The organism is Arcobacter vandammei (assembly GCF_016106035.1).
GTDB lineage: Bacteria > Campylobacterota > Campylobacteria > Campylobacterales > Arcobacteraceae > Aliarcobacter > Aliarcobacter vandammei.
Genome location: NZ_JADKPZ010000009.1, coordinates 1 through 21,407, shown reverse-complemented (window position 1 = coordinate 21,407; position 21,407 = coordinate 1). Strand labels below are relative to the sequence as shown.

The window sequence follows — 21,407 nt, the reverse complement described above, 5'->3', positions numbered from 1 at the left end:
TTAGTTTTCTTCTTCCATTAATTGTTCGTATTTAAATTTTAGCTCTTCCATTGTCTCTTCGTTATCTGGGTCTAAAATAATACAATCAACAGGGCAAACCTCAACACATTGTGGCTCTTCATAGTGTCCAACACACTCTGTACAGCGATCAGGATCAATTACATAAATTGGATCTCCCTCTTCAATAGCATAGTTTGGACACTCTTCTCTACAGGCATCACATGCAATACACTCATCCATAATTATTAAAGCCATTTATCTTCCTACTATAATTTTTATCTTGGAGTTATACCCAAAAATCTTTAATATTTTCTTTAAAATAGTCAAACTTATCTTTATATTTGGTTATAAAAATTAAATCTTCATCTTTATAAATATATAAATCTTTACAAATATATAAACCAGCTAAAATATCAAAATCTCGCATTTCTCCTCTAAAAAGAACAAAATCATAATCTCTTGCATTTGCTAAACTTAAAGCTGTTGCTCCTAAAATTCTAAATTTTATATTTTTATCATTTAAGCTATTACAAATCTTTGGATATTTATAACCTCTTTCAAAAACAGCAACTTTTGAGCTACTATTTTCTATTTTTTCTATAATCCTTTTTTTGCTCAAAGAGAAATATTTTATATCTTCATCTAAAACCCTATAAACCAAGATTTTACTAGCTAGATTACAAACAAAACCAGCTACAATCTCATCTGATTTTTTTATTGCAATACTTGTCCCAAAATATGGGATATTTGAGAAGAAATTATTACTACCATCAAGTGGGTCAATTATAAAAGTAAACTCTTTTTTAAAGTCCAAGAAACCGCACTCTTCACTAAAAATATTTCCAAAATCAGACAATTTTTTTATAAAAATATCTTCAAGTATCAAATCAATTTTTAGTGCATTATCTCCACCAAAACCAATTTTATTTGTATATACAAAATCCTCTTTTTTCAAAGAATTTTCCAAATAATCCATTATTTCAATATTTGCTTCTATAATCTTATTTTTTATAATTTCTAAACTCATATTTCACTCTTACTTTCAATAAATTTCATATCTTTGTAAAGTTTTTCAAGTTCTATAAAATATGAATGGCAAAGATAAACCACATAAAAAACAGCAATAAATAGTGTAATAAATGGAATTGTAGAGATAAAATATAAAGCAAATGTTCTTAATCTAAAAGGCATAGGATTTTTTTTATAAATCTCTTGATACTCATTTTTACTTAAAATTGTACTAGCTACATCAAAATTTAGAAGTTTGTGAAAAAAGTAGTACAAAGGAAGATAAAATGCCACAATATTTATCAAAGGCACAAAATACAAAGGAATAAATATTATATATAAAAAAAGCATTACAAATATAGCTTTTATTGCATTTGATATAGCATTTGTTATAGTTCCAAAAGGCTTTAAAACAAGATGAGAATAGTGTTTTTTATGCAAAATATTTACGATATTTGGAGTTAAAAAACCTATAACTAATAGAGTTAATATAATTCCAAAATGAAATAGAAAAATTGCACCTATTAAATATATCAAAGTTATAGCGAAAGTTGAAATAAACGAGTATTTAAAGACAAAAACCAATAAATAAGTGAGCCAAACAAAATAAAATGGTGCATTCTCATCGATTAGGACTTCACCACCATTTTGAGCTGTATTTGCCATATTTTGTAAAGTTTCAAAACCAAAACCAACTACACCAAAAAAAGTCAAATACAATATAATCAAAGTAACAATTAGTGGAATAAATGCAAGTTTTAAAATAGAGCTTGTAAAAAAATCTTCAAAACTTCTTTTTAAAATATCAAATTCACCCATTTTTATCCTTTTCAAATCTAGTTCTATATTCACATTTTTGGCAAAGTTCTTCAACTAAAACATTGTTTTTAAAACCACTTATCATATCTTTTGCTCTTTTTGAAGCCAAAATCTCTTTTAATGTATTATTATGCACATTTCCTAAATTTATACTTGCATCCAAATCCAAACAGCAAGGAACAACAGTTCCATTTGCCAAAATCCCAAAGTGAGAATTTAATCCATAACAAAATCCAGTTTTACTTACAAAGTCGTTTTTTAGGCTTGGCCAAACAAAATATTCATCAAAATTTATAAAAATCTTTCTGGCAACTCTTATATTTTTTGGCTTATCTTTATATATATTTTCAATATCCAAATTTGAACAAAAAAAGCCATTTAAACTTTCAAAAACTTTTGCATTAAACTCTTTTGCACTTTTTTCTTCATCCAAATTCCAAATTCTAAAATTTATAAAATATTCATGTTTTTGCTCTTGAGCAAACTTTACAAACTCCAAAATTGGCTCTAAATACTCATCAAAGCTTTTCTTATGAGAGTTTGCATTGTATGAGTTTAAAGAGAAATTTATCTGTTTTATTGAAGCATTCAATAAAGCTTTATAATGTTTTTGAGAAATATTATTTGCTGTTGTTGTGATATTTACTTTAAGATTGTGTTTTAAACTAATATTTAAATACTCTTCTAAATTCCCTAAAACAAGTGGGTCTCCTACAATATGATAAGCTAACTCATCTGTAAACTCTTTTACTTGCTCATTTAATCTATCAAAAAACTCTAAATTCATAATTTTATTTGGAAAAAGTTTTGGTGGACAAAAACTGCATTTGAGATTACAAATATTTGTAAGTTCAATATGAACTTTTCTAAATTTTTTTATAATTTTTCCTTAAATTTTTATGTGATTGTAACTAATAATTACAAAATAATCGATTACTAAAAATAGTTTAAATATAATCCCTAAAAAATAAAGGCTAAATATGGAAATGATATTAAATGAAGATGATATGGTTGTTGGTGCTAGATTTGAAAATGGAACAATTCAAGATTATGTAGATAAAAGCAAAAATTATGGGCTTTTAAGAGTTGAAGATACAACTTGTAACTGGTTTTTATTTAACAAAGATGAAAGCGATAAAGAGCTTCAAGACCTTTATAAAGATGTATTAAAAAATGAACATTTTATACAAAATGATTTTGGAGAAGAGATAGTTCTTTTTAATAAAAATGGTTCTATATCTTTTGAAGAATTAATCAAAAAAGTAGATGAATATTTAGGTGATGAATTAGGAAACTTCATCTAATTCATAAATAATTTTTTATAAATATTATCAAAATTCTGAATAGGTTTAGGATTAAACTCCTCTTCCTTTTCTAAATTCCAAAATAGATTTTTATTTCTAAATCTATCTTGACTTGGTTTAAAAGTTAAATTAAAAGCTGTTGCTATTACTATATTACTTAATTTATCTCTAAATAAAAACTCTTCTTTTGTATATAAACTAGACAAAAATACACTTGCATCTTTCTTTAAAACTTCATACCTTGGTTTCTCTTCAAAACCTCCAATATTTCCATTTAAATAAACTCTTTGCGTGTCATAACTATGTCTATTAAATCTCGTAGAATATGTACCAATATCAATAAATTTTTCTATATATTTTTCATGTGTTTTTGAAATAGTAAACTTATCATTTAAATTTAATAAGGCCCTATTTCTTAAAGGATAAGTGTATATCTCTTTTATATCTAGGCTATCAATTTTATTATTTTGATTTTTCTGAGCTTTTATCAAAATCTTACTATCCATTTTAAATAATATATGATATGTTCTAATTGTGTGTTTTAAAAAAATATCTCCATAAAATATAGAGATTAAAGATATTAAAAAAATAAAAAATATAAAAAAGCTTTTAAAAAGTTTTGCAAAAATAAAAGAGATAAAAAAACAAAAAGAGATTAACGATATATTAGAAAAAACAAATAACAGTTTATCTGGTAAAATTAACTCTAATGTTGGCATTAAACTACTTTATCTATAAATTATTTTTTTAAATTTGGATTGATATTTTAACAAATGAAAGATTATTTTTTGATTTAAAAAAAGTGGATGGGGTAGAAGGATTCGAACCTTCGGATGACGGTACCAAAAACCGTTGCCTTACCGCTTGGCGATACCCCAGAAGGATTATAAATAAAAGTGGAGCTGGTGAAGGGAGTCGAACCCCCGACCTGCTGATTACAAATCAGCTGCTCTAGCCAACTGAGCTACACCAGCACTTTTACTTTGTTTTAATGGTGTCAAAAGAGAGACTTGAACTCTCGACCTCCGGCTTATGAGACCAGCGCTCTAGCCAGCTGAGCTACTTTGACCTTAAAAACTAAAATTGGTTGCGGAAATAGGATTTGAACCTATGACCTTCGGGTTATGAGCCCGACGAGCTACCTAGCTGCTCTATTCCGCGATAAAAAAATAAAAGAACATCACTTTAAAAAAGTGGAGCGGGAGACGAGACTCGAACTCGCGACAGTCTGCTTGGAAGGCAGAAGCTCTAGCCAACTGAGCTACTCCCGCATAAAAACCTTTTAAAAAAGGAGTTGAAATGTTATCTAAAAAAATATTAAAAAAAACTTAATATCTTTTAGCTGGTGGGTCGTGAAGGACTCGAACCTTCGACCACTCGGTTATGAGCCGAGTGCTCTAACCAGCTGAGCTAACGACCCAGTGGCGGACAGTGAGGGATTTGAACCCTCGGTACCGTTGCCAGTACGTCTCCTTAGCAGGGAGGTGGTTTCAGCCACTCACCCAACTGTCCTATAACTAATCTAATATTCATTAAATTAGGACGGGAATTATAAGGATAAACCCCTTAAAAATCCCTTAATTTTATACTTATTCTAAATATTTTCTAAAATTCTCTCAACAACAGCTTTTGGATCACTATTTTTATAGATAGGACGACCAACAACTATAAAATCTACAGAGTTCTCTTTTGAGAAATTTATATCTGCAACTCTTTTTTGATCTTGGCTATCTTCTCCAAAAGGACGAATTCCAGGACATAGAGTAATAAACTCTTTTGAAGTACTATTTTTAATATCTAAACTTTCAAAAGCACTACAAACAACACCATCAAGCCCTGCTTCAAATGTAGCTTTTGCAAACTCTCTTGCTTTTTTATCTATATCTTCACCATAAATTTTTTTGAAACCAACATTGTCAAAAGATGTAAGTGCAGTTACAGCCAAAACCAAAGGGCGATTTGGAATATCTTTTATTCTATTCATAACAGTTTGCATAGCTTCAATTCCAGCACTTGCATGAACATTAAACATATCAACAAGCCCAAATTTAGAAATATCCTCTGCCGCATCAGCCATAGTATTTGGAATATCATATAGCTTTAAGTCTAAGAAGATTTTAAAGTTTGGATTTATAGCTTTTAAATCTTCTAAAAACTTCTTTCCATCTCTTAAATATGTTCTAAACCCAACCTTTAGCCATACATCATAATCTTTGATTTTTTCAACAAGAGCTAAGTTTTCAGCACTACTTTCTAAATCCAAAGATACACAAAGTCTCATATCTTTTTTCATAACTATTTCTCTTTTTTAACTTGGTCTAAAATCGCATTTATAAATTTAGGAGCTCCATCACTTGCCAGTTTTTTTGACAACTCAATTGCTTCATTTATAACAATAGCTTTAGATAAATTCTCAAATAAAATCTCATAAATAGCCAATCTTAAAATAGATTTCTCAACACTTCCAACATCTTCTAATGTTCCTTGAGTGATATATTTTTCTATCTCTTTATTAATTGTATCAAGATTTTTTATAGTTCCATTAAATAAATTTAAAGCAAACTCTTTTTGACTATTTCTTATTTTTTTCTCTTCAAGAAGTTCATCTACAAACTTTACTATCTCAATATTACCTAAATCATAGGCATATAAAAGCCCAACTACAGACTCTCTTGCTTGTGTTCTTGTTGCCAAATTATTTTTCCATTTCGCTATATAAATCTAGCATTTCAATTATTGTAACCATTGCTTCTGCACCTTTATTTCCTACTTTTGAACCAGCTCTTTCGATTGCTTGTTCTATTGAATCAGTAGTTAAAACACCGTTTGATACAGGTTTTCCATATTTTAAAGCAACTGTTGCTATTCCTTTTGTAGCTTCTGCACTAATATAGTCAAAATGTGGAGTTGCTCCTCTTATAACTGCACCAACACAACAAACTGCATCATATTTTCCACTTGATAATGCTTTTTCTAATGCAAAAGGGATTTCAAAAGCACCTGGAACTAAAATCAAATCTAAATTATCTTCATTTCCACCATGTCTTTTGAAAGCATCTTTTGCTCCTTCAACTAATCTATCTGTGATTATATGGTTAAATCTTCCATTTATTATTGCAACTTTTTCAGTCCCTTTTAATCTTAAAACACCTTCTATTATTCTCATTTTATTCTCCAAAATCTTTTCAATAAGTTCTGATTATACACAAAATCTTCTTAAATTTTGGAAGCTTATATACAATATAAAATAAGCAAAATTGTTGTAAAGTATTTATAAAAATAGGAAAAAGGAGCAAAAATGGCATATATTTTACAAGTAGATTTTCCACACGATGGAATCTTTGGAGATGAGTTTAGCAAAGCTTTTACAGATTTAGCAAAAGATATTGCTTCTGAAGATGGGCTTTTATGGAAAATTTGGACAGAAAACAAAAATGAAAAAACAGCTGGTGGAATTTACTATTTTAAAGATTTAGAAAATGCGAAAAGATACAAAGAAATGCATACAAAAAGGCTTGAAAGCTTTGGATACAAAGATATAAGAGCCAAAATTTTTGAAGCAAACAAAGAGTTAAGTAAGATTAGCAAAGCTGATTTTCTAGCATAATTCAAAAGATAAATATAAGCGATATTTCCAAAACTATCGCTTATAAATCTTCGACTCTATTTTTACCATTTCTTTTTGCAGAGTATAAGGCATTATCAGCTCTTGATATAAGCTCATTTATAGTGTCATTTTCTCTAAAGCCACTAACTCCAAAACTTGCAGTTTTTTTACCAACTATTCCAAAATCAAAACTAGCTACATCATCTTTTAATTTATTAGCTAAAACTATTGCATCTTTTTGTGATGTTTTTGGGCAAATGATTATAAACTCTTCTCCTCCCCATCTTCCTACAATATCTACATCTCTTGTTCCATTTGTTAATATTGAAGCTAAAGAAACTAGCACTTTATCTCCTTCAAGATGTCCAAAAGTATCATTTACATGTTTAAAATCATCAATATCAAGTAAAATAATAGAAAAATAAGAATCTTTATATCTATTATATATTTTTTCACATACTTTTAAAACTCTATCTATTTCATTTCTATTATTTAATTTCGTCAAAGAGTCTGTTCTTGAAAGTTTAGTTAATTCCTCTTTTGCCAACTCTAGCTCTTTTGTGTAGTTTATTCTATCAATCATAGAATAAGCCAAAATCAACAAACAAATAAGTATCACAATATCACTTGGATACTCTTTCCAAGTAACAATACCCAAAGCAATCATAGTTGAATAAACCCAATATAAAGCTAAGATAAAAAAGCTAAAAGTAATCATCTTTATTTTTTTATCGCCTTTGAAAAAGAAATAAATTATAAAAATTGTCAAGATAGGCAAAGTTATTAAATTGTAAAAAATATCGAAATATTGATAAGTAGATACCAAAGGAAAGAGTCCTAATATAGAACCTAAAAATGCAGCAATTAAGTATATAAGATGAATTTGCCATATTCTTCTTATTATATTAAATGGTGTTTTAAAGATGATAGCTTTATCTATAAAATAAGCTATCCCCAAAGGAAAAAAGAAATAAGAGAAAGCCAAAATATATTGATGTATAACTTGAAAATCAAAATACAGTCTTATAAGTTTTACAGAAAAAAACACATTTAAAGCTTGAGTTAAAAAAAGTAATCCCAAAATTGCAATCTCTTTGCTTCTAAATTTTGAGAAAAATGTTAGTAGAAAAAGAACTGATACAAAAATAGAGATAGAACCTATAATAATTTTTGGAATATCATTATCTAAAAACTTTTCATAAATATTTCCCTTTGAGTCAATTAATACCTCACCCCACAGTCCTATATCTAAATAGTTTGAAAAGACTCTAAAATAGAGATATTTATCTTCACTATTTTTATCTAAAGATATAAGATGCCAAGGCCATCCTTCAAACTTACCTTTTCCAAATTCATCAAAAGTTCCAAAGTGATATATTTTTTTGCCTTCAAAATAAACTTCTGTAATCAAATCAACACTAAAAATATATAAATGTGCATCATTTGGCAAAGAGCTAGGAAGTTTTACTCTATACCAAACATTTGTTTGAGAGCCTCTATCTGGTGGGTTGCTAGGAAATAGTATCTCTTTCCACTCTTGATTGTTGTCTTCTTTTGTCCAAAGTGGAGTACTATTTTCAAAAGGTGAATCACCCCATCTATACTCCCATTTATAAGTTGATAAATCAATCGGTTTTGATTCAAAAGAGAATAAAAAACTTATTAAAAGAGCCAGTAAGAGAACTGTTTTTTTCATTTTTTTATCCTATCTTAATTTCCCAAAACTTCTTTAATAGCAAAAATTTCATCCATAGTTTTATATAAAGTATCAATATGAAGCATATTTGGTCCATCGCTTTTTGCAGATTTTGGGTCAATATGTGTTTCAAAGAAGAAACCATCAACCCCAACACTTGCAGCTGCTCTTGCCATATATGGCACAAATGAGCTATTTCCACCAGTTGTTCCACCCGTGCTTGGAATTTGCACACTATGAGTTGCATCAAAAATAACTGGAGCATATTGTCTAAGCAAAATAAGATTTCTCATATCCACAACCAAAGCCCCATAACCAAAAGTATTTCCTCTTTCACATAGCCAAACTCCAGCTTTTTCGCTATTTTCATAGCTTACCTCATCTATTCCTCTAGTATTTAGCACTTTTTCAACAGGGTGTTTCATAGCATCTGCTGCCAAAAACTGCCCTTTTTTGATATTTATTTTTGCATTTGTTTTTGCAGCAGCTACAAGTAAATCTGTTTGTCTGCACAAAAAAGCAGGAATTTGTAAAATATCCATAACTTCACCTGCAGGTGCTGCTTGATATGATTCGTGAATATCTGTTACAACTTTGTAGCCAAACTCTTTTTTTATTTTTTCAAATATTTTTAATCCCTCATCAAGCCCTGGTCCTCTAAAAGAACTTAAACTTGTACGATTTGCCTTGTCAAAACTAGCTTTAAAATAAAAATCTACTCTTTTATCTTCACTTAAAGGCTTTAATTTTTCAGCTATTTTTAAAACTGTATCCATATCTTCTAAAACACAAGGTCCTGTCATAACTTTTAACATCTATTTAATTTCCTTTTTTTATCATTTCTTACTTACTAAAATTCCACTAATTACGATTAATATAATACCAAAAAAAACTATAAACGACGGAAAACTATCTCCCATAAAAAGCCCCAAAATTATAGAAAATACGATATTGCTATATGAAACTGTGCCTATAATTCCAGCTTTTGCAAAAGAGTAAGCCTTTGTCATATATATTTGTGCATAGGTTGAAAAAATTCCCAATAAAACTATAATAAACCACTCATAAGATGTTGGCATTATAAATCTACCTAGCATAAAATCTAAGTTAGAGTTTGTATAAAACTCACTAATTATCATAAAAATTAGTGGGAAGATTGTCCCCATTGCCATAAAAGACAGAACTATTGCACGGCTATCGTAATATTTTCGCAACTCTCTTATAGATGTATAGGCTAAGGCTGCTCCAACACCAGAAAGTATTCCTAAATAATCTGTTTTTTTAAGAGTACTTCCATCAAACTCTGCTATAAATAAAATCCCAATAAAGCCGATAAATACTCCAATCCAACCTTTAAAACCAATATGCTCTTTTAGGAAAAAATATGCCAAAATAGCTGTAAATATGGTAGAAGTTTTTGAAAAAGTCATAGCTTCTCCCAAAGGAATATTTGCAATATTATAAAAGAAAAAAAGCAAAGCAGAAAAGCCAACAGTTCCTCTAAAAATAAGTAACCAAAACTTTCCACCTATTTGTTTTAAAGGCGATTTATAAATAGAAAAAAGTATAAAAAAAACTCCAAAAACATTTCTAAAAAATACAACTTCTATTGTAGTTAAATTATCACTTAACTCTTTTGCTGTAACTCCCATAAGAGCAAACAAAAAAGAAGCAAGAAGCATATATTTTATTCCTTTATTTACATTCTCTTCCAAAAGTATCCTTATTTAATAAAAGCCGAAAGTATAGCTAAATAGTAATTTAAAGTAAGTTTTGGATAAAATATTTGCTATTTTATTAAAATTTTTTAGGAAACTTATGGACTATTTAAAAATCGTTGGAAACAAAAAATTAAGTGGAGATATATCTATTTCAGGTGCAAAAAATGCAGCTCTTCCTTTGATAGCAAGTACAATTTTGGCAAAAAATGAGACTATCATAAGCAATCTTCCAGATGTTGCAGATATAAACACATTTTTAAAGCTTATAAAAATGCTAGGTGGTAGTTTTGAAAAAGGCAAAAACAGTGCCACAATCGACACTAGCACTATAAATAACACAACAGCAACTTACGATATTGTAAAAACTATGAGAGCTTCTATTTTGGTTTTAGGTCCTCTACTAGCAAGATTTGGGCATTGTGAAGTTTCACTTCCTGGAGGTTGTGCAATAGGACAAAGACCTGTTGATTTACACCTAAAAGCACTTGAACAAATGGGTGCAAAAATAGAGATTTTACAAGGATATATCAAAGCAACAGCACCAAATGGACTAAAAGGTGCAAAAATTGTTTTTGATAAAGTTACAGTTGGTGGAACTGAAAATATTGTTATGGCAGCAGCACTTGCAAGTGGAGTTACAACTATTATAAATGCAGCAAAAGAGCCTGAAATTGTGCAACTTTGTGAAGTAATAGCAAGTGCTGGAGTAAAAATTGAAGGTATCGGAACATCCAAAATCACAATTGAAGGAACAGGTGGAGAGCTTCTTGATATTAAGCCATTTGCTGTAATTCCTGATAGAATTGAAGCTGGAACATATATGTGTGTTGCAGCTATTACAAATCAAAAGCTAACTATTAAAAATATTATTCCTGCTCATCTTGAAGCCATTACTTCTAAACTTGAAGAGATGAATTTTGAAATAGATGTAAAAGAAAATGAACTTACAATTTTCCCAACATCAAAAATTTTGCCTGTAAATATTATTACAAGTGAATATCCAGCTTTTCCAACAGATATGCAAGCTCAATTTATGGCACTTGCAACTCAAGCTGAGGGAACTAGCACAATAGATGAAAGACTTTTTGAAAATAGATTTATGCATGCAAGCGAGCTTTCAAGATTAGGAGCTGACATTCAACTAAATGGAAATATAGCAACAATTATTGGGAAAAAAGGTGGACTTAGTGGTACAGATGTTATGGCAACAGATTTAAGAGCCTCTTCAGCACTTGTTTTGGCTGCTTTGGTTGCAGATGGTGAAACAAATATTCATAGAATTTATCATCTAGATCGTGGATATGAAGATTTAGAGGGAAAACTTGTAAATATTGGTGCAGATATAAAAAGATTGAAAGAGAATTAATGGAACTAGAAATTTCTCTATTTAGATTTGACAAAGATAGCGATTATCTTCCATATTACACAAAACATTTTTTAGAATTAAAAGATGAAAAAAATCTATTAGATATTTTAAGAGCTATTTATAGAGTTAAGAAATTCTCATTTTTTGACTCTCAAAGTACTATTTTTGTTGTTAATAATATTTTTATGGAAGCTTCAACATCTTTGGAAAAAATTATAAATAGATTTGGTAAAGATTTAAGAATTGAGCCGATTTCAATAAAAAGAGTATTTAAAGATTTTTTAATAAATGAAGATGATTTTCATTCAAAATTCAAAATCTTGGAGAAGTTTTGTAACTTTGAAGATAAAGAGTTTTATCTTAAACAAAAAATCTTCTATTATGCTTCAAATAGTCTAAATTTTAAAGATAATTATATAGGGGATGCCCTACTTCTTTTGGCATCAAATTTAATAACTAAAAATCCAAACCTAAAAGATGAAATTCTAAAAGTTCTAAAAGAGCAAAAATATGGAGCAAGTTTTCATACAAATTTGGAAAATAGAATTTTTAACTTTGATTTAAATATAGAAAAAAATATTAAAGAACTTCAAAAAAAGTTAGGAGTTATAAAAGAAAACTCTTTTAAAACTATAAATTTTGAAGATATAAAAATAGATTTAAATATCAAACATAATTTTAATAACTTTAATATTGCTTGTTTTAACAAAGATTCTAAATTTAATAACTTTTTAGAAAAACTTGAAGCAAATTTCTTAAATTTGGAAAATTTAGATTTAAATTTGCAACTAGATACTTTTGCAGAAAATCCAAAATTAACTTACTTTGTAGCTTCTCAAATTTTATTAAGTGCCTTTGATGGTGGAGCTGATTTTTTACTTGTTTTTAATAGTGAAGATTTTTTTATTTTCAACAACAAATTAAAAGAGATAGAAAAAATTTCAAATAGAGAAATTCCTCTTCCAATTATCCATATAAATGAGCTTATATATTTATCAAGTGATAATTTTGAAGAGGCTAAAAAAAGTTTTAAAAATCATAAAATCAATCCAAAGATTATATAAATGGAATTTTTAATCTATATTGTTATTTTTGTATTAATTATTATAAGTGCCTATTTTTTACTATTTAAATCTAAAATCATAAATAAAAATGATAATAAATTTGAGTTCTTCATAAAAAATATAAAACTCTATATGAAAAGGTATCATCCAAAAATTACTATAGATTATAAGATAATCGATTTATCGAAAACAGAGAAGAATATAAAAGTTAGAAAAACTCTAATAATTGAAGATATTGCAAACCAATTTTATAGCTACAATTTTGTAAAATCAACTCAAAAAGCAATAGCAAAAGAGAAACTTTGGCCTACATATATAGATAATCCACCAACTTCATCATACCCAAATGATTGGCTACAAAGAAAAGAGTTTGCATATACAAGGGATAATAAATCTTGTTCAAGATGTGGTCAAAATCTACTAAGTTTAAACGAAGTTTACACATCTTTTGTAAGACCTATAAAAGATGGTGGAGGTTATAATTTTGAAAATATCATAACTCTTTGTATTGATTGCAACAAAATAATAGAATCAAATTTACAAAAATCATCTGTTATAAACTCTTTAAAACTTTATGATGATTTATTAAAATTTATAGTTGATTAACTAATTAGGATTAAGACTATCAAAAATCTCTTTTGCTTTATCTTCAGCTGTTCTTTTATCTTTTTTTGGAACTTCTTGTTTTATAGTCATTAATTTTTCATCTAACTCTTTTATTTTTTTGGAAGCTTTTTTACTCTCTTGCTCTTTTTTTATTGCCTCTTCTTTTACTCTTATTAGACTATCTTGAAGATAAATATCCTCAAGATTTTTAAGTTGTGCCAACTCATTTCGCACAAAAGTTATATCTTTTGATTTTGGTATCATATAAGGAGTTACAATCACTACTAAATTGCTCTTTTTACCTAAGTTTACATCATTTTTAAAAGCATTTCCTAAAAGTGGTATATCTCCTAAAACTGGTATTTTCTGCTCTATTTGTTCACTTTTATTTTCTATTAACCCACCAATTATTACACTTTCACCGTTATTTAAAATAGCTGTTGTTTTTATCTCTTTTTTTAAAGTATCAGGGTTTTCACCAGCTCCAACAGATTTATTTTTCACACCTTCAAGTAGAGTATTTATCTCCAAAACAACCTTTGTATCACTAGAAATTCTGGGTTTTACCTTTAAAGTCAATCCTACATCTTCTCTTTGAAAATTTGTTCTTTGAGTTCCACCATCTGTTACGCTACTTGAAGTTTGAACAGATATTTTTTCTCCCACATAAATAGAACTCTCTTTATTATTTATAGCTAAAATTGAAGGTTCAGAGACAATATTTAAAGCTCCATTTTGTTTTAATAAATTTAAACTAGCTCCCAAAGCCAAACCAGAAGTTATATCTGGAATTTTAAGATTTAAAATATCTTTTACAACACTTGTAGAGTTACTTCCACCATTTAAACTAGATGAAAAAGTTGAAAGATTATGATTTCCAACTTTTCCACCAAAAATCCCATAAGAAATTCCTATATTTTCAAGCATTTCATCATTTAACTCTATAATTCTCGCTTGTACATAAACTTGAGATTGCTCTACATCCAAATCATTTATCAAGCTTAATAAATTATCCATTTCATCACTAGATGCCATTAAAATAAGAGAATTTGACTCATTATCAAAACTTATTATAGGTTTTTGACTTCCTTCTTTAAAAACTCTTTTATTTACAATTTCTTCCAATATTTTTAAAAGATTAGCTCCATCTACATTTTTTAGATTTATAATTTTTGTAATAAGAGATTTCTCCTCAATATCACTTAGTTTTGCCAATTTATAAAAATTATTTTCCTCTTTTAAAAAATAGCCTTTTTCTCTTAGACTAATATCCAAAATATTTTGTAGCTCATCTTTTGATAGTTTTTTACTGGAAGAAAAGTTTACAAACCCTTCAATTGGTTCGCTTATTAAAATATTTTTATTTAGTATCTTTGAAACAATTAAAACAAACTCATCTAGTTTTAAATTTTCAAGATTTATATTAATTAACTCTTTTGAATTTAGATTTATACTTAAAATTCCAAGAAATAGGATAGTTATAAAAAATCTCATGTTAAGCCTTTTAATAATTTAATAAATTATTATACTAGCTTAATTTCTCTTGGAAGTAAAGATTTCAGATTATTAAAATCATCTTTTTCTATATTTATTTTTATTTTTACACTTGTTTCGAATATTTTTTCTTCTATTTGAACACTATTTTGACTTAAAATATACTCAACTTGCCCCAATAAACTATATTCACACTCTAAAATATGACTTTCAAGTTTTTTGTATGGAAAAAACTCCGCAACTTTTATAACTTCATTTACACTATCTCCATAAGCACGAACCAAACCACCAGTTCCCAGTTTTATTCCACCAAAATATCGCACAATTATAACTGCACTGTTTATTATTTCAGCTCCACTTAAAACTGCTAAAGCAGGTCTTCCGCTCGTTCCTCTTGGCTCTCCATCATCACTTGAATTTTCTACAACTTGAAAGAACTCATTTAAATATCTGTAAGCATATACAAAATGTACAGCTTTTGGATGCTCTTGCCTTAATTTTTCCATAGTTTTTGAAAAATCACCATAAGGAACAAGATAAGATATAAATTTTGATTTTTTTTCATCTATTGTGGCACTAAACTCTTTTTTTGTAAACTTCAATTATAATTCCTTCCATGAGACTAGATTTATACCTAACAAAAAACTTTGATATTCAAAGTAGAAACAAAGCACTTGAATTAATAAAATCCAATAAAGTAAAAGTAGATGGCAAGATTATATCAAAAGCTTCATTTATAGTTGAAAACAGCCATAATATTGAACTTCTTGAAGAGGATTTTTATGTTTCAAGAGCTGCATATAAATTAAAATATTTTTTAAATGAATTAAATTTAGATTTAAAAGAAAAAACAGCTTTGGATATTGGAAGTAGCACAGGCGGTTTTACACAAATTTTACTTGAAAATGGTGTAAAAAAAGTAATTTGTGTAGATGTTGGCACTAATCAACTCCACGAAAGAATAAAAAAAGATCCAAAAATAGAATTCTTTGAAAACTGTGATATTAGAGATTTTAAAAGTGATATTTGTTTTGATATTATTACTTGCGATGTATCTTTTATATCTATTTTAAATATTTTAAATGCTATAAATTCACTAAATTTTAAAAAGATTATAATACTTTTTAAACCACAGTTTGAAGTGGGAACAAATGTAAAAAGAGATAAAAAAGGTGTTGTAAAAGATCAAAAAGCAATAGATTTAGCAAAAGAAAAATTTATATCAAAAACTTTAGAGTTAAACTGGAAACTAGAAAAAAACTCTATTAGCAAGGTTCAAGGGAAAGATGGAAACAATGAAGAACTCTTCTATTTTAGTAAATAAAAGAGATATAGAAAATATAGCAATTGGTGGTTTTGATGGTATGCACTTAGCTCATCAAGAACTCTTTTCAAAATTAGGAGATAAAGGAGCAATTGTTTGTATTGAAACAGGATATGCAAATTTGACTCCAAATAAACATAGACAAGAGTACACAAACTATCCAATATATTATTATGTTTTGGAAAATATAAAAAAATTAGAAGGATTTGAGTTTATAAAACTTCTAAAAGAGGAGTTTGTAAATCTAAGAAAGATTGTAGTTGGTTTTGATTTTTGCTTTGGGAAAAATAGAGCATACAATAGCGAATCACTAAAAGAAATTTTTGATGGTGAAATAGAGATTATAAATGAGATAAAATTTGAAAATTTACCAATTCACTCAAGATATATTAGAGAATTTGTAAAAGATGGCAATATAAAAAAAGCAAATAGCTTTTTAGGAAAAAATTATAAAATATATGGTTTTGCTATAAAAGGGCAAGGCTTAGGAAAAAGCGACTTTGTTCCTACTATTAATCTAAGGATAAATGATTTTTTACTTCCAAAAGATGGAGTTTATATCACAAAAACAAATATTGATAATATCTCTTATGATTCTGTTAGTTTTATTGGAAATAGAGAAACAACAGATAATCAATTTGCAATAGAGACCCATATTTTAGATAAAAATATAGAGTTTGAGAACTTAAATATCTCTATTGAATTTTTAGAAAAAATTAGAGAAAATAAAAAATTTGACTCATTTTTAGAGTTAAAAAATGAGATTTTAAACGATATAAATATTGCAAGAAAATATTTTTATTAATATTTGGATAAAATAAAAGATGACAGATAAAGTATTTAATAAAACAATTTCAAAACAGTTCGAATTTGATGAAGAAGTAGCTTCAGTATTTGATGATATGCTAGACCGTTCTGTTCCATTTTATAAAGAGATGCAAAGATTAAGTATAATTTTTGCAAATAATTTTTTGCAAAATGGTTCAAAAGTTTATGATTTAGGTTGTTCAACTGGTACAACTTTGATTGAATTATCAAAAAGTTGCAATAAAGATTTAAATTTAATTGGAATAGATAATTCAAGTGCTATGCTTGAACGTGCTTCTAAAAAAGCAAAAGCTTTTGGAGTTGACATAGAGTTTATCTGTAATGATATTTTTGATATAGATTTAAAAGGTGCAAATACTGTTTTTTCAAACTATACTTTGCAGTTTATAAGACCTCTTCAAAGAGAAAAACTTGTAAAAAAAATTTATGATAGCTTAGAAGATGGTGGTATTTTTATTTTTAGTGAAAAATTAGTTTCACAAAATAACACTTTAAATAAGCAATTTATAGATGAATATTATAGTTTTAAAAAGACTCAAGGTTATAGTGAGTTTGAAATTTCTCAAAAAAGAGAAGCTTTGGAAAATGTTTTGATTCCATATACTGAAGATGAAAATAAAAAAATGATAAAAGATGCTGGATTTAGCCATTGTGAAATGATTTTCAAATGGGTAAATTTTGCTACATTTATAGCAATTAAATAAAAGCTTTATTGTTAAAGCACTTTAAAAGTTAAAAAAAGGAAAATATATGTTAAAAATTGGAGATAAAGCCCCTAGTTTTTGTGCTTCAAATCAAGATGACACAGAGATTTGTTTAAGAGATATTGTTGGAAATTGGATAGTTTTATACTTCTATCCAAAAGATTTAACTCCAGGATGCACAACAGAAGCTTGTGATTTTACAAATAATCAATTCGCTTTTGACAACTTAAATGGAACAATCATTGGTGTAAGCCCTGATGATACAGAAAAACATAGAAAATTTATTGAAAAATATGATTTAGGAATAACTCTTTTAGCAGATGTTGATAAAAAAATATGCCAAGATTTTGGTGTTTGGCAACTAAAACAATTTATGGGTAAAGAGTTTATGGGAGTGGTTAGAACAACTTTTATAATAAATCCAAAAGGAGAGATTGCATATATTTGGGATAAAGTAAATGTAAGAAAAACAAAAAGTGTAAAAGGTGAGAAAATCGAGGTTTTACATGTTGATGAAGTAAAAGAAAAATTAGAAGAGTTACAATCAAAGGAAAAATAATGAAGAAGTTTTTAAATAAAGTTTTATTAGTTGGTGCTTGTACACTATTTTCAAGTAGCCTATTTGCTCAAGAGACAATATGCTATAAAAATGGAGTTACATCTCCATCTGAAATTGAAACAACACCTTTAAATGGAGTTGTTTGCCACAATCAACTATCTGTTAATGATATGAAAAAAGATGGTTGGAGTATTTTGGATATTCAAGTAGCAACAGTAGATGGAAAATTAAACTACTCATACTATTTCTATAAAACAGATGGTTTAAAAAATGCTCCACAAATTAGCTCTGCAAACAAACAAGTTGCATTTTCTACTAGACCAATTGGTACAAAAATAACAAATTTAGAGAGTAATAAAAGTACTATTGATATTGGAAATTTAATAGTTGGTCAATCAGGAATTGTTGTTCATATTTATGATAATGATAAAAGATCAATAGTTGCAAATGCAAAAGTAATTAGCTCAAATGAAAACTCTTCAGTTGTTGAATTTTTCAGCTTCGATGACTTAAAACAAGAGGCTCTTCCAACAACAAATAGAGGAGTTGCTTTAAATGATGTTTTAGTTTTAAATTATATGTATAATTCATCTCTTTTAATAACTCCAAATTTTGATACATTCCAAGCTGTAAGAAGTGAATTTAATGAAAATAATTTTATTCATTCAGATATTTTTGCTGCAAAATTAAAATACAATAATAGACCTTATCCAACAAAAGACGATATTCAAGAGTTTGCAATTGAGCAAAATTTAGGAACTGTTTTCTTTGTTTTAGATGGAAAAATATATGTTGTTGATGCTAAAACATTTACAATATTGGACTCTTACAAATTTACATTTGACCAAAAAGAGCAACAAATACCTTTTTATACAAGAGTTGAAGATATAGAAAGCCCATTTTATCAAATCTCATTTATTTGGGGAAATGAAAATTTATCGTACAATGACTACTATAAAAATATTTTAGGATTAAAAAGATGATAGATAAAAAACATTTAGATTATATAGTTTCTATTGTTGGAGATGAAAATGTAAAAAGCGATAAAGCTCACTTAATTGCTTTTTGTTATGATGCAACAAGAAGCAGATTTGAGCCAGATGCTATCGTATTTCCAAGACATGAACAAGATGTAAGTGATATTTTAAAATATTGCAATGAGCATAAAATTATCATTGTTCCAAGAGGTGCTGGAAGTGGCTTTACTGGTGGAGCATTGCCATCAAATGGTGGAATTATTCTTAGCCTTGAGCGACATATGAATAAATTGCTTGAGATTGATATGCAAAATATGGTTGGAGTTGTTCAACCAGGGCTTATAAATATGCAGTTTCAAAAAGCAGTTGAAGAAGTTGGACTTTTTTATCCACCAGATCCCGCTAGTGAAGAGTACTCAACTTTGGGTGGAAATGTAAGCGAAAATGCTGGTGGTATGAGAGCTGCTAAATATGGTATTACAAAAGATTATGTTATGGCTTTAAGAGCAGTTCTTCCAAATGGTGATATTATCGTAGCTGGTAAAAAAACTATCAAAGATGTTGCAGGTTACAACACAGCAGGAATTTTAATAGCTAGTGAAGGAACTTTGGCAGTTATTACTGAAATTACTTTAAAACTTATTCCAAAACCAAAATTCAAAAAAACATATATGGGAGTTTTTCCTAGTGTAAATAGTGCTATGACTGCTGTTTTTAAATCTTTAGCAGCTGGAGCAAACCCTGTTGCTATGGAGTTTTTAGACTCTTTAGTAATAAAAGCTTTAAAACAAAAGTTTCCACATATAGATTTACCTGAAAATGCAGGTGGGATTTTAATAGGTGATGTTGATGCATCTAGTATTGCTGAAATTGATGAGCAATTAAATATTTTAAAAGAATCTTTTAAAGAAAATGGTTCTATTGATTTTATAGAGGCAAAAGATGAAGAAGAAGGTAAAAAGCTATGGTTTGCAAGACGAAATGCAAGTCCAGCAACTATGGTTTTTGGAACAAAAAAATTAAATGAAGATATAAGTGTTCCAAGAAGTAAATTACCAGAAGCTCTTGATGAGATTTATAAAATTGGTGAAAAATATGGTTTCCAAGTTCCTTGTTTTGGACATGCAGGAGATGGAAATATCCATGTAAATGTTATGGTAAAAGATAAAACAAATGAAAAAGAGATGGCTGATGGACACAAAGCTATTGAAGAGATTTTCCAACTTGTTGTTGATATGGGTGGAACTTTAAGTGGAGAACATGGAATTGGTATCTCAAAAGCACCATTTATGAATATTGCATTTACAGATGCTGAAATGAATTTATTTAGAAGCATTAAAAAAGCTTTTGACCCAAATAATATTTTAAATCCATTTAAAATGGGATTGTAAATTGAAAAATGGTGAAATTGGAATTATAAAAAAAATAATATCTAGTGTTGATTCATTTTTCAATGATGACACTACTTATTATGCAGCAAGTCTTAGCTTTTTTACTATTTTTTCAATTTTACCAATTATTGCTCTTGGAATTGCGATAATATCAAGTTTTCCAGAGTTCAACTCATATTTAGAAGTTTTTACAAATTTCTTATTTGACTTTTTAAACCCAACACACTCAACAGAGATTGTTGAAAGCCTAAAAAACTACATTTCGAACTCAAATAAACTTGGATTTATAGGTATTTTATATATGCTTTTTGTATTTGTAATGTTTTTTAAAGATTATGATTATATTGTAAATAAAATTCATAAAACACAAAGAAGAGCTATTTATAAATCATTTTTCATATACTTAATTCTTTTTATTGTATTTCCAGCTATTTTCATAGCTATAACTTATGCAAACTCTTTACATGAAAACAGTATTTTTAAATTTATCTCTAGCTTTTTATTTACTTGGTTTATGTTTTTTGCACTATTTAAAATTAGTATTAATAAAAAACTATCTATAAAAGTTGTCTTAATTTCATCATTTTTAACTCTAGCAACTCTTAGTATTACAAAAAACCTTTTTGTCTATTATGTAGTTTATAATAAAACATATACAACAATTTATGGCTCTCTTGCAACCCTACTTTTTACCTTTTTATGGATATATATCTCTTGGATTATATACTTATTTGGAATAAAAATTTGCCATAGATTAAATATAAATGAGTCAAAAAAATATATTAAATTTTAATTATAAAACAAGCTCCATAATCTTTATTTTCAATTTATTACTTCACCGATAAATAATCTTAATTATAGTATAATGTTTTATGGAAAAAATAGATGCTAGAAAATTAACACCAAGAGAATTATCAGAGAAACGAAAGATAGTTATTA

25 protein-coding genes and 7 tRNA genes are annotated in these 21,407 nt (G+C 27.8%); 12 read left to right on the top strand and 20 right to left on the bottom strand.

Annotated elements, in window-relative coordinates; all coding sequences use genetic code 11:
• Genes IQC44_RS06225 through IQC44_RS06210 form a run of 4 tightly spaced genes read right to left on the bottom strand, consistent with a single transcriptional unit; the run spans position 1 to position 2,683 of the window.
• Positions 1-255 carry a YfhL family 4Fe-4S dicluster ferredoxin gene (locus tag IQC44_RS06225; RefSeq protein WP_198305482.1) on the bottom strand — a complete coding sequence of 85 codons (255 nt, stop codon included), beginning with the start codon at positions 253-255 and terminating at the stop codon, positions 1-3.
• 31 nt (positions 256-286) lie between these two features.
• Positions 287-1,027: an inositol monophosphatase family protein gene (locus IQC44_RS06220; protein ID WP_198305481.1), complete on the bottom strand. Its 741-nt coding sequence runs from the start codon at positions 1,025-1,027 to the stop codon at positions 287-289.
• Complete coding sequence (locus tag IQC44_RS06215) at positions 1,024-1,827, bottom strand: EI24 domain-containing protein (protein WP_198305480.1); 804 nt, start codon at positions 1,825-1,827, stop codon at positions 1,024-1,026. The genes IQC44_RS06220 and IQC44_RS06215 overlap by 4 nt, the downstream gene beginning before the upstream one ends.
• Positions 1,820-2,683 carry a radical SAM/SPASM domain-containing protein gene (locus IQC44_RS06210; protein ID WP_257120178.1) on the bottom strand — a complete coding sequence of 288 codons (864 nt, stop codon included), beginning with the start codon at positions 2,681-2,683 and terminating at the stop codon, positions 1,820-1,822. Before IQC44_RS06210 ends, IQC44_RS06215 begins: the two co-directional genes overlap by 8 nt.
• 124 nt (positions 2,684-2,807) lie before the next feature.
• On the opposite strand from IQC44_RS06210, the gene IQC44_RS06205 reads away from it, so the two are divergent.
• Positions 2,808-3,131, top strand: a complete 324-nt coding sequence (locus tag IQC44_RS06205) for a hypothetical protein (protein WP_198305479.1) — start codon at positions 2,808-2,810, stop codon at positions 3,129-3,131.
• Here the strand turns inward: IQC44_RS06205 and IQC44_RS06200 are convergent.
• From IQC44_RS06200 to ribH, 11 genes are all read right to left on the bottom strand, one after another.
• Positions 3,128-3,622, bottom strand: coding sequence for a hypothetical protein (locus IQC44_RS06200; protein ID WP_198305478.1), 495 nt, complete (start codon positions 3,620-3,622; stop codon positions 3,128-3,130). The two genes, IQC44_RS06205 and IQC44_RS06200, sit on opposite strands and share 4 nt — an antisense overlap.
• Before the next feature lie 312 nt (positions 3,623-3,934).
• Positions 3,935-4,009, bottom strand: a tRNA-Gln gene (locus IQC44_RS06195).
• 19 nt (positions 4,010-4,028) lie between these two features.
• Positions 4,029-4,105: transfer RNA gene (locus IQC44_RS06190), tRNA-Thr, on the bottom strand.
• An 18-nt stretch (positions 4,106-4,123) separates the two neighbouring features.
• Positions 4,124-4,200 (bottom strand) — tRNA-Met (locus tag IQC44_RS06185).
• 15 nt (positions 4,201-4,215) lie between these two features.
• A tRNA-Met gene (locus IQC44_RS06180) sits at positions 4,216-4,292 on the bottom strand.
• A gap of 33 nt (positions 4,293-4,325) precedes the next feature.
• A tRNA-Gly gene (locus IQC44_RS06175) sits at positions 4,326-4,402 on the bottom strand.
• Positions 4,403-4,474: 72 nt separating this feature from the next.
• A tRNA-Ile gene (locus IQC44_RS06170) sits at positions 4,475-4,551 on the bottom strand.
• 2 nt (positions 4,552-4,553) lie between these two features.
• Positions 4,554-4,643, bottom strand: a tRNA-Ser gene (locus tag IQC44_RS06165).
• Positions 4,644-4,725: 82 nt separating this feature from the next.
• On the bottom strand, positions 4,726-5,424 hold the full coding sequence (gene pyrF, locus IQC44_RS06160) for an orotidine-5'-phosphate decarboxylase (RefSeq protein ID WP_228286269.1): 699 nt from the start codon (positions 5,422-5,424) through the stop codon (positions 4,726-4,728).
• 2 nt (positions 5,425-5,426) lie between these two features.
• On the bottom strand, positions 5,427-5,825 hold the full coding sequence (gene nusB / locus IQC44_RS06155; protein ID WP_198305477.1) for a transcription antitermination factor NusB: 399 nt from the start codon (positions 5,823-5,825) through the stop codon (positions 5,427-5,429).
• A 1-nt stretch (position 5,826) separates the two neighbouring features.
• Positions 5,827-6,297 carry a 6,7-dimethyl-8-ribityllumazine synthase gene (gene ribH / locus IQC44_RS06150; protein WP_198305476.1) on the bottom strand — a complete coding sequence of 157 codons (471 nt, stop codon included), beginning with the start codon at positions 6,295-6,297 and terminating at the stop codon, positions 5,827-5,829.
• A gap of 132 nt (positions 6,298-6,429) precedes the next feature.
• Here ribH and IQC44_RS06145 point away from each other — a divergent pair, with 132 nt between their 5' ends.
• Positions 6,430-6,738 carry a monooxygenase gene (locus IQC44_RS06145; protein ID WP_198305475.1) on the top strand — a complete coding sequence of 103 codons (309 nt, stop codon included), beginning with the start codon at positions 6,430-6,432 and terminating at the stop codon, positions 6,736-6,738.
• A gap of 40 nt (positions 6,739-6,778) precedes the next feature.
• On the opposite strand, the gene IQC44_RS06140 is transcribed toward IQC44_RS06145, so the two are convergent.
• The 3 genes from IQC44_RS06140 to IQC44_RS06130 are packed head-to-tail and all read right to left on the bottom strand — an operon-like array spanning position 6,779 to position 10,149.
• Positions 6,779-8,434 carry a sensor domain-containing diguanylate cyclase gene (locus tag IQC44_RS06140; RefSeq protein ID WP_198305474.1) on the bottom strand — a complete coding sequence of 552 codons (1,656 nt, stop codon included), beginning with the start codon at positions 8,432-8,434 and terminating at the stop codon, positions 6,779-6,781.
• Between the two features lie 14 nt (positions 8,435-8,448).
• Positions 8,449-9,249, bottom strand: coding sequence for a 3-deoxy-8-phosphooctulonate synthase (gene kdsA / locus IQC44_RS06135; RefSeq protein ID WP_198305473.1), 801 nt, complete (start codon positions 9,247-9,249; stop codon positions 8,449-8,451).
• A 21-nt stretch (positions 9,250-9,270) separates the two neighbouring features.
• Complete coding sequence (locus IQC44_RS06130) at positions 9,271-10,149, bottom strand: DMT family transporter (protein ID WP_198305472.1); 879 nt, start codon at positions 10,147-10,149, stop codon at positions 9,271-9,273.
• A gap of 103 nt (positions 10,150-10,252) precedes the next feature.
• On the opposite strand from IQC44_RS06130, the gene murA reads away from it, so the two are divergent.
• The 3 genes from murA to IQC44_RS06115 are packed head-to-tail and all read left to right on the top strand — an operon-like array spanning position 10,253 to position 13,191.
• Positions 10,253-11,521, top strand: coding sequence for a UDP-N-acetylglucosamine 1-carboxyvinyltransferase (gene murA, locus IQC44_RS06125; protein ID WP_198305471.1), 1,269 nt, complete (start codon positions 10,253-10,255; stop codon positions 11,519-11,521).
• Positions 11,521-12,585, top strand: a complete 1,065-nt coding sequence (locus tag IQC44_RS06120; protein WP_198305470.1) for an HdrB C-terminal domain-containing protein — start codon at positions 11,521-11,523, stop codon at positions 12,583-12,585. The genes murA and IQC44_RS06120 overlap by 1 nt, the downstream gene beginning before the upstream one ends.
• Positions 12,586-13,191, top strand: a complete 606-nt coding sequence (locus IQC44_RS06115; RefSeq protein ID WP_198305469.1) for an HNH endonuclease — start codon at positions 12,586-12,588, stop codon at positions 13,189-13,191.
• On the opposite strand, the gene IQC44_RS06110 is transcribed toward IQC44_RS06115, so the two are convergent.
• Both IQC44_RS06110 and IQC44_RS06105 read right to left on the bottom strand, forming a co-directional pair.
• The gene (locus tag IQC44_RS06110) at positions 13,192-14,685 is read right to left on the bottom strand and encodes a type II secretion system protein GspD (RefSeq protein WP_198305468.1); all 1,494 of its coding nucleotides are present in this window, start codon (positions 14,683-14,685) and stop codon (positions 13,192-13,194) included. It lies immediately after the preceding gene.
• A gap of 29 nt (positions 14,686-14,714) precedes the next feature.
• Positions 14,715-15,287: an IMPACT family protein gene (locus IQC44_RS06105; protein ID WP_198305467.1), complete on the bottom strand. Its 573-nt coding sequence runs from the start codon at positions 15,285-15,287 to the stop codon at positions 14,715-14,717.
• Positions 15,288-15,301: 14 nt separating this feature from the next.
• Here IQC44_RS06105 and tlyA point away from each other — a divergent pair, with 14 nt between their 5' ends.
• From tlyA to IQC44_RS06070, 7 genes are read left to right on the top strand one after another with little or no spacing between them, the layout of a single operon-like run.
• Positions 15,302-16,009: a 23S rRNA (cytidine-2'-O)-methyltransferase TlyA gene (gene tlyA, locus IQC44_RS06100; RefSeq protein ID WP_198305466.1), complete on the top strand. Its 708-nt coding sequence runs from the start codon at positions 15,302-15,304 to the stop codon at positions 16,007-16,009.
• Positions 15,972-16,814 carry a bifunctional riboflavin kinase/FAD synthetase gene (locus IQC44_RS06095; protein ID WP_198305465.1) on the top strand — a complete coding sequence of 281 codons (843 nt, stop codon included), beginning with the start codon at positions 15,972-15,974 and terminating at the stop codon, positions 16,812-16,814. The genes tlyA and IQC44_RS06095 overlap by 38 nt, the downstream gene beginning before the upstream one ends.
• Positions 16,815-16,833: 19 nt before the next feature.
• Entirely contained in the window at positions 16,834-17,541 is a 708-nt protein-coding gene (cmoA, locus tag IQC44_RS06090) for a carboxy-S-adenosyl-L-methionine synthase CmoA (RefSeq protein WP_198305464.1), read from the top strand.
• Between the two features lie 46 nt (positions 17,542-17,587).
• Complete coding sequence (bcp, locus tag IQC44_RS06085) at positions 17,588-18,100, top strand: thioredoxin-dependent thiol peroxidase (RefSeq protein ID WP_198305463.1); 513 nt, start codon at positions 17,588-17,590, stop codon at positions 18,098-18,100.
• Positions 18,100-19,083 (top strand): plasminogen-binding N-terminal domain-containing protein, encoded by a 984-nt coding sequence (locus tag IQC44_RS06080; RefSeq protein ID WP_198305462.1) that lies wholly within the window; start codon positions 18,100-18,102, stop codon positions 19,081-19,083. The genes bcp and IQC44_RS06080 overlap by 1 nt, the downstream gene beginning before the upstream one ends.
• Positions 19,080-20,468, top strand: coding sequence for an FAD-binding oxidoreductase (locus tag IQC44_RS06075; RefSeq protein ID WP_198305461.1), 1,389 nt, complete (start codon positions 19,080-19,082; stop codon positions 20,466-20,468). The genes IQC44_RS06080 and IQC44_RS06075 overlap by 4 nt, the downstream gene beginning before the upstream one ends.
• 1 nt (position 20,469) lies before the next feature.
• Complete coding sequence (locus IQC44_RS06070; RefSeq protein ID WP_198305460.1) at positions 20,470-21,261, top strand: YihY/virulence factor BrkB family protein; 792 nt, start codon at positions 20,470-20,472, stop codon at positions 21,259-21,261.
• The last annotated feature ends 146 nt before the right edge of the window (positions 21,262-21,407 follow it).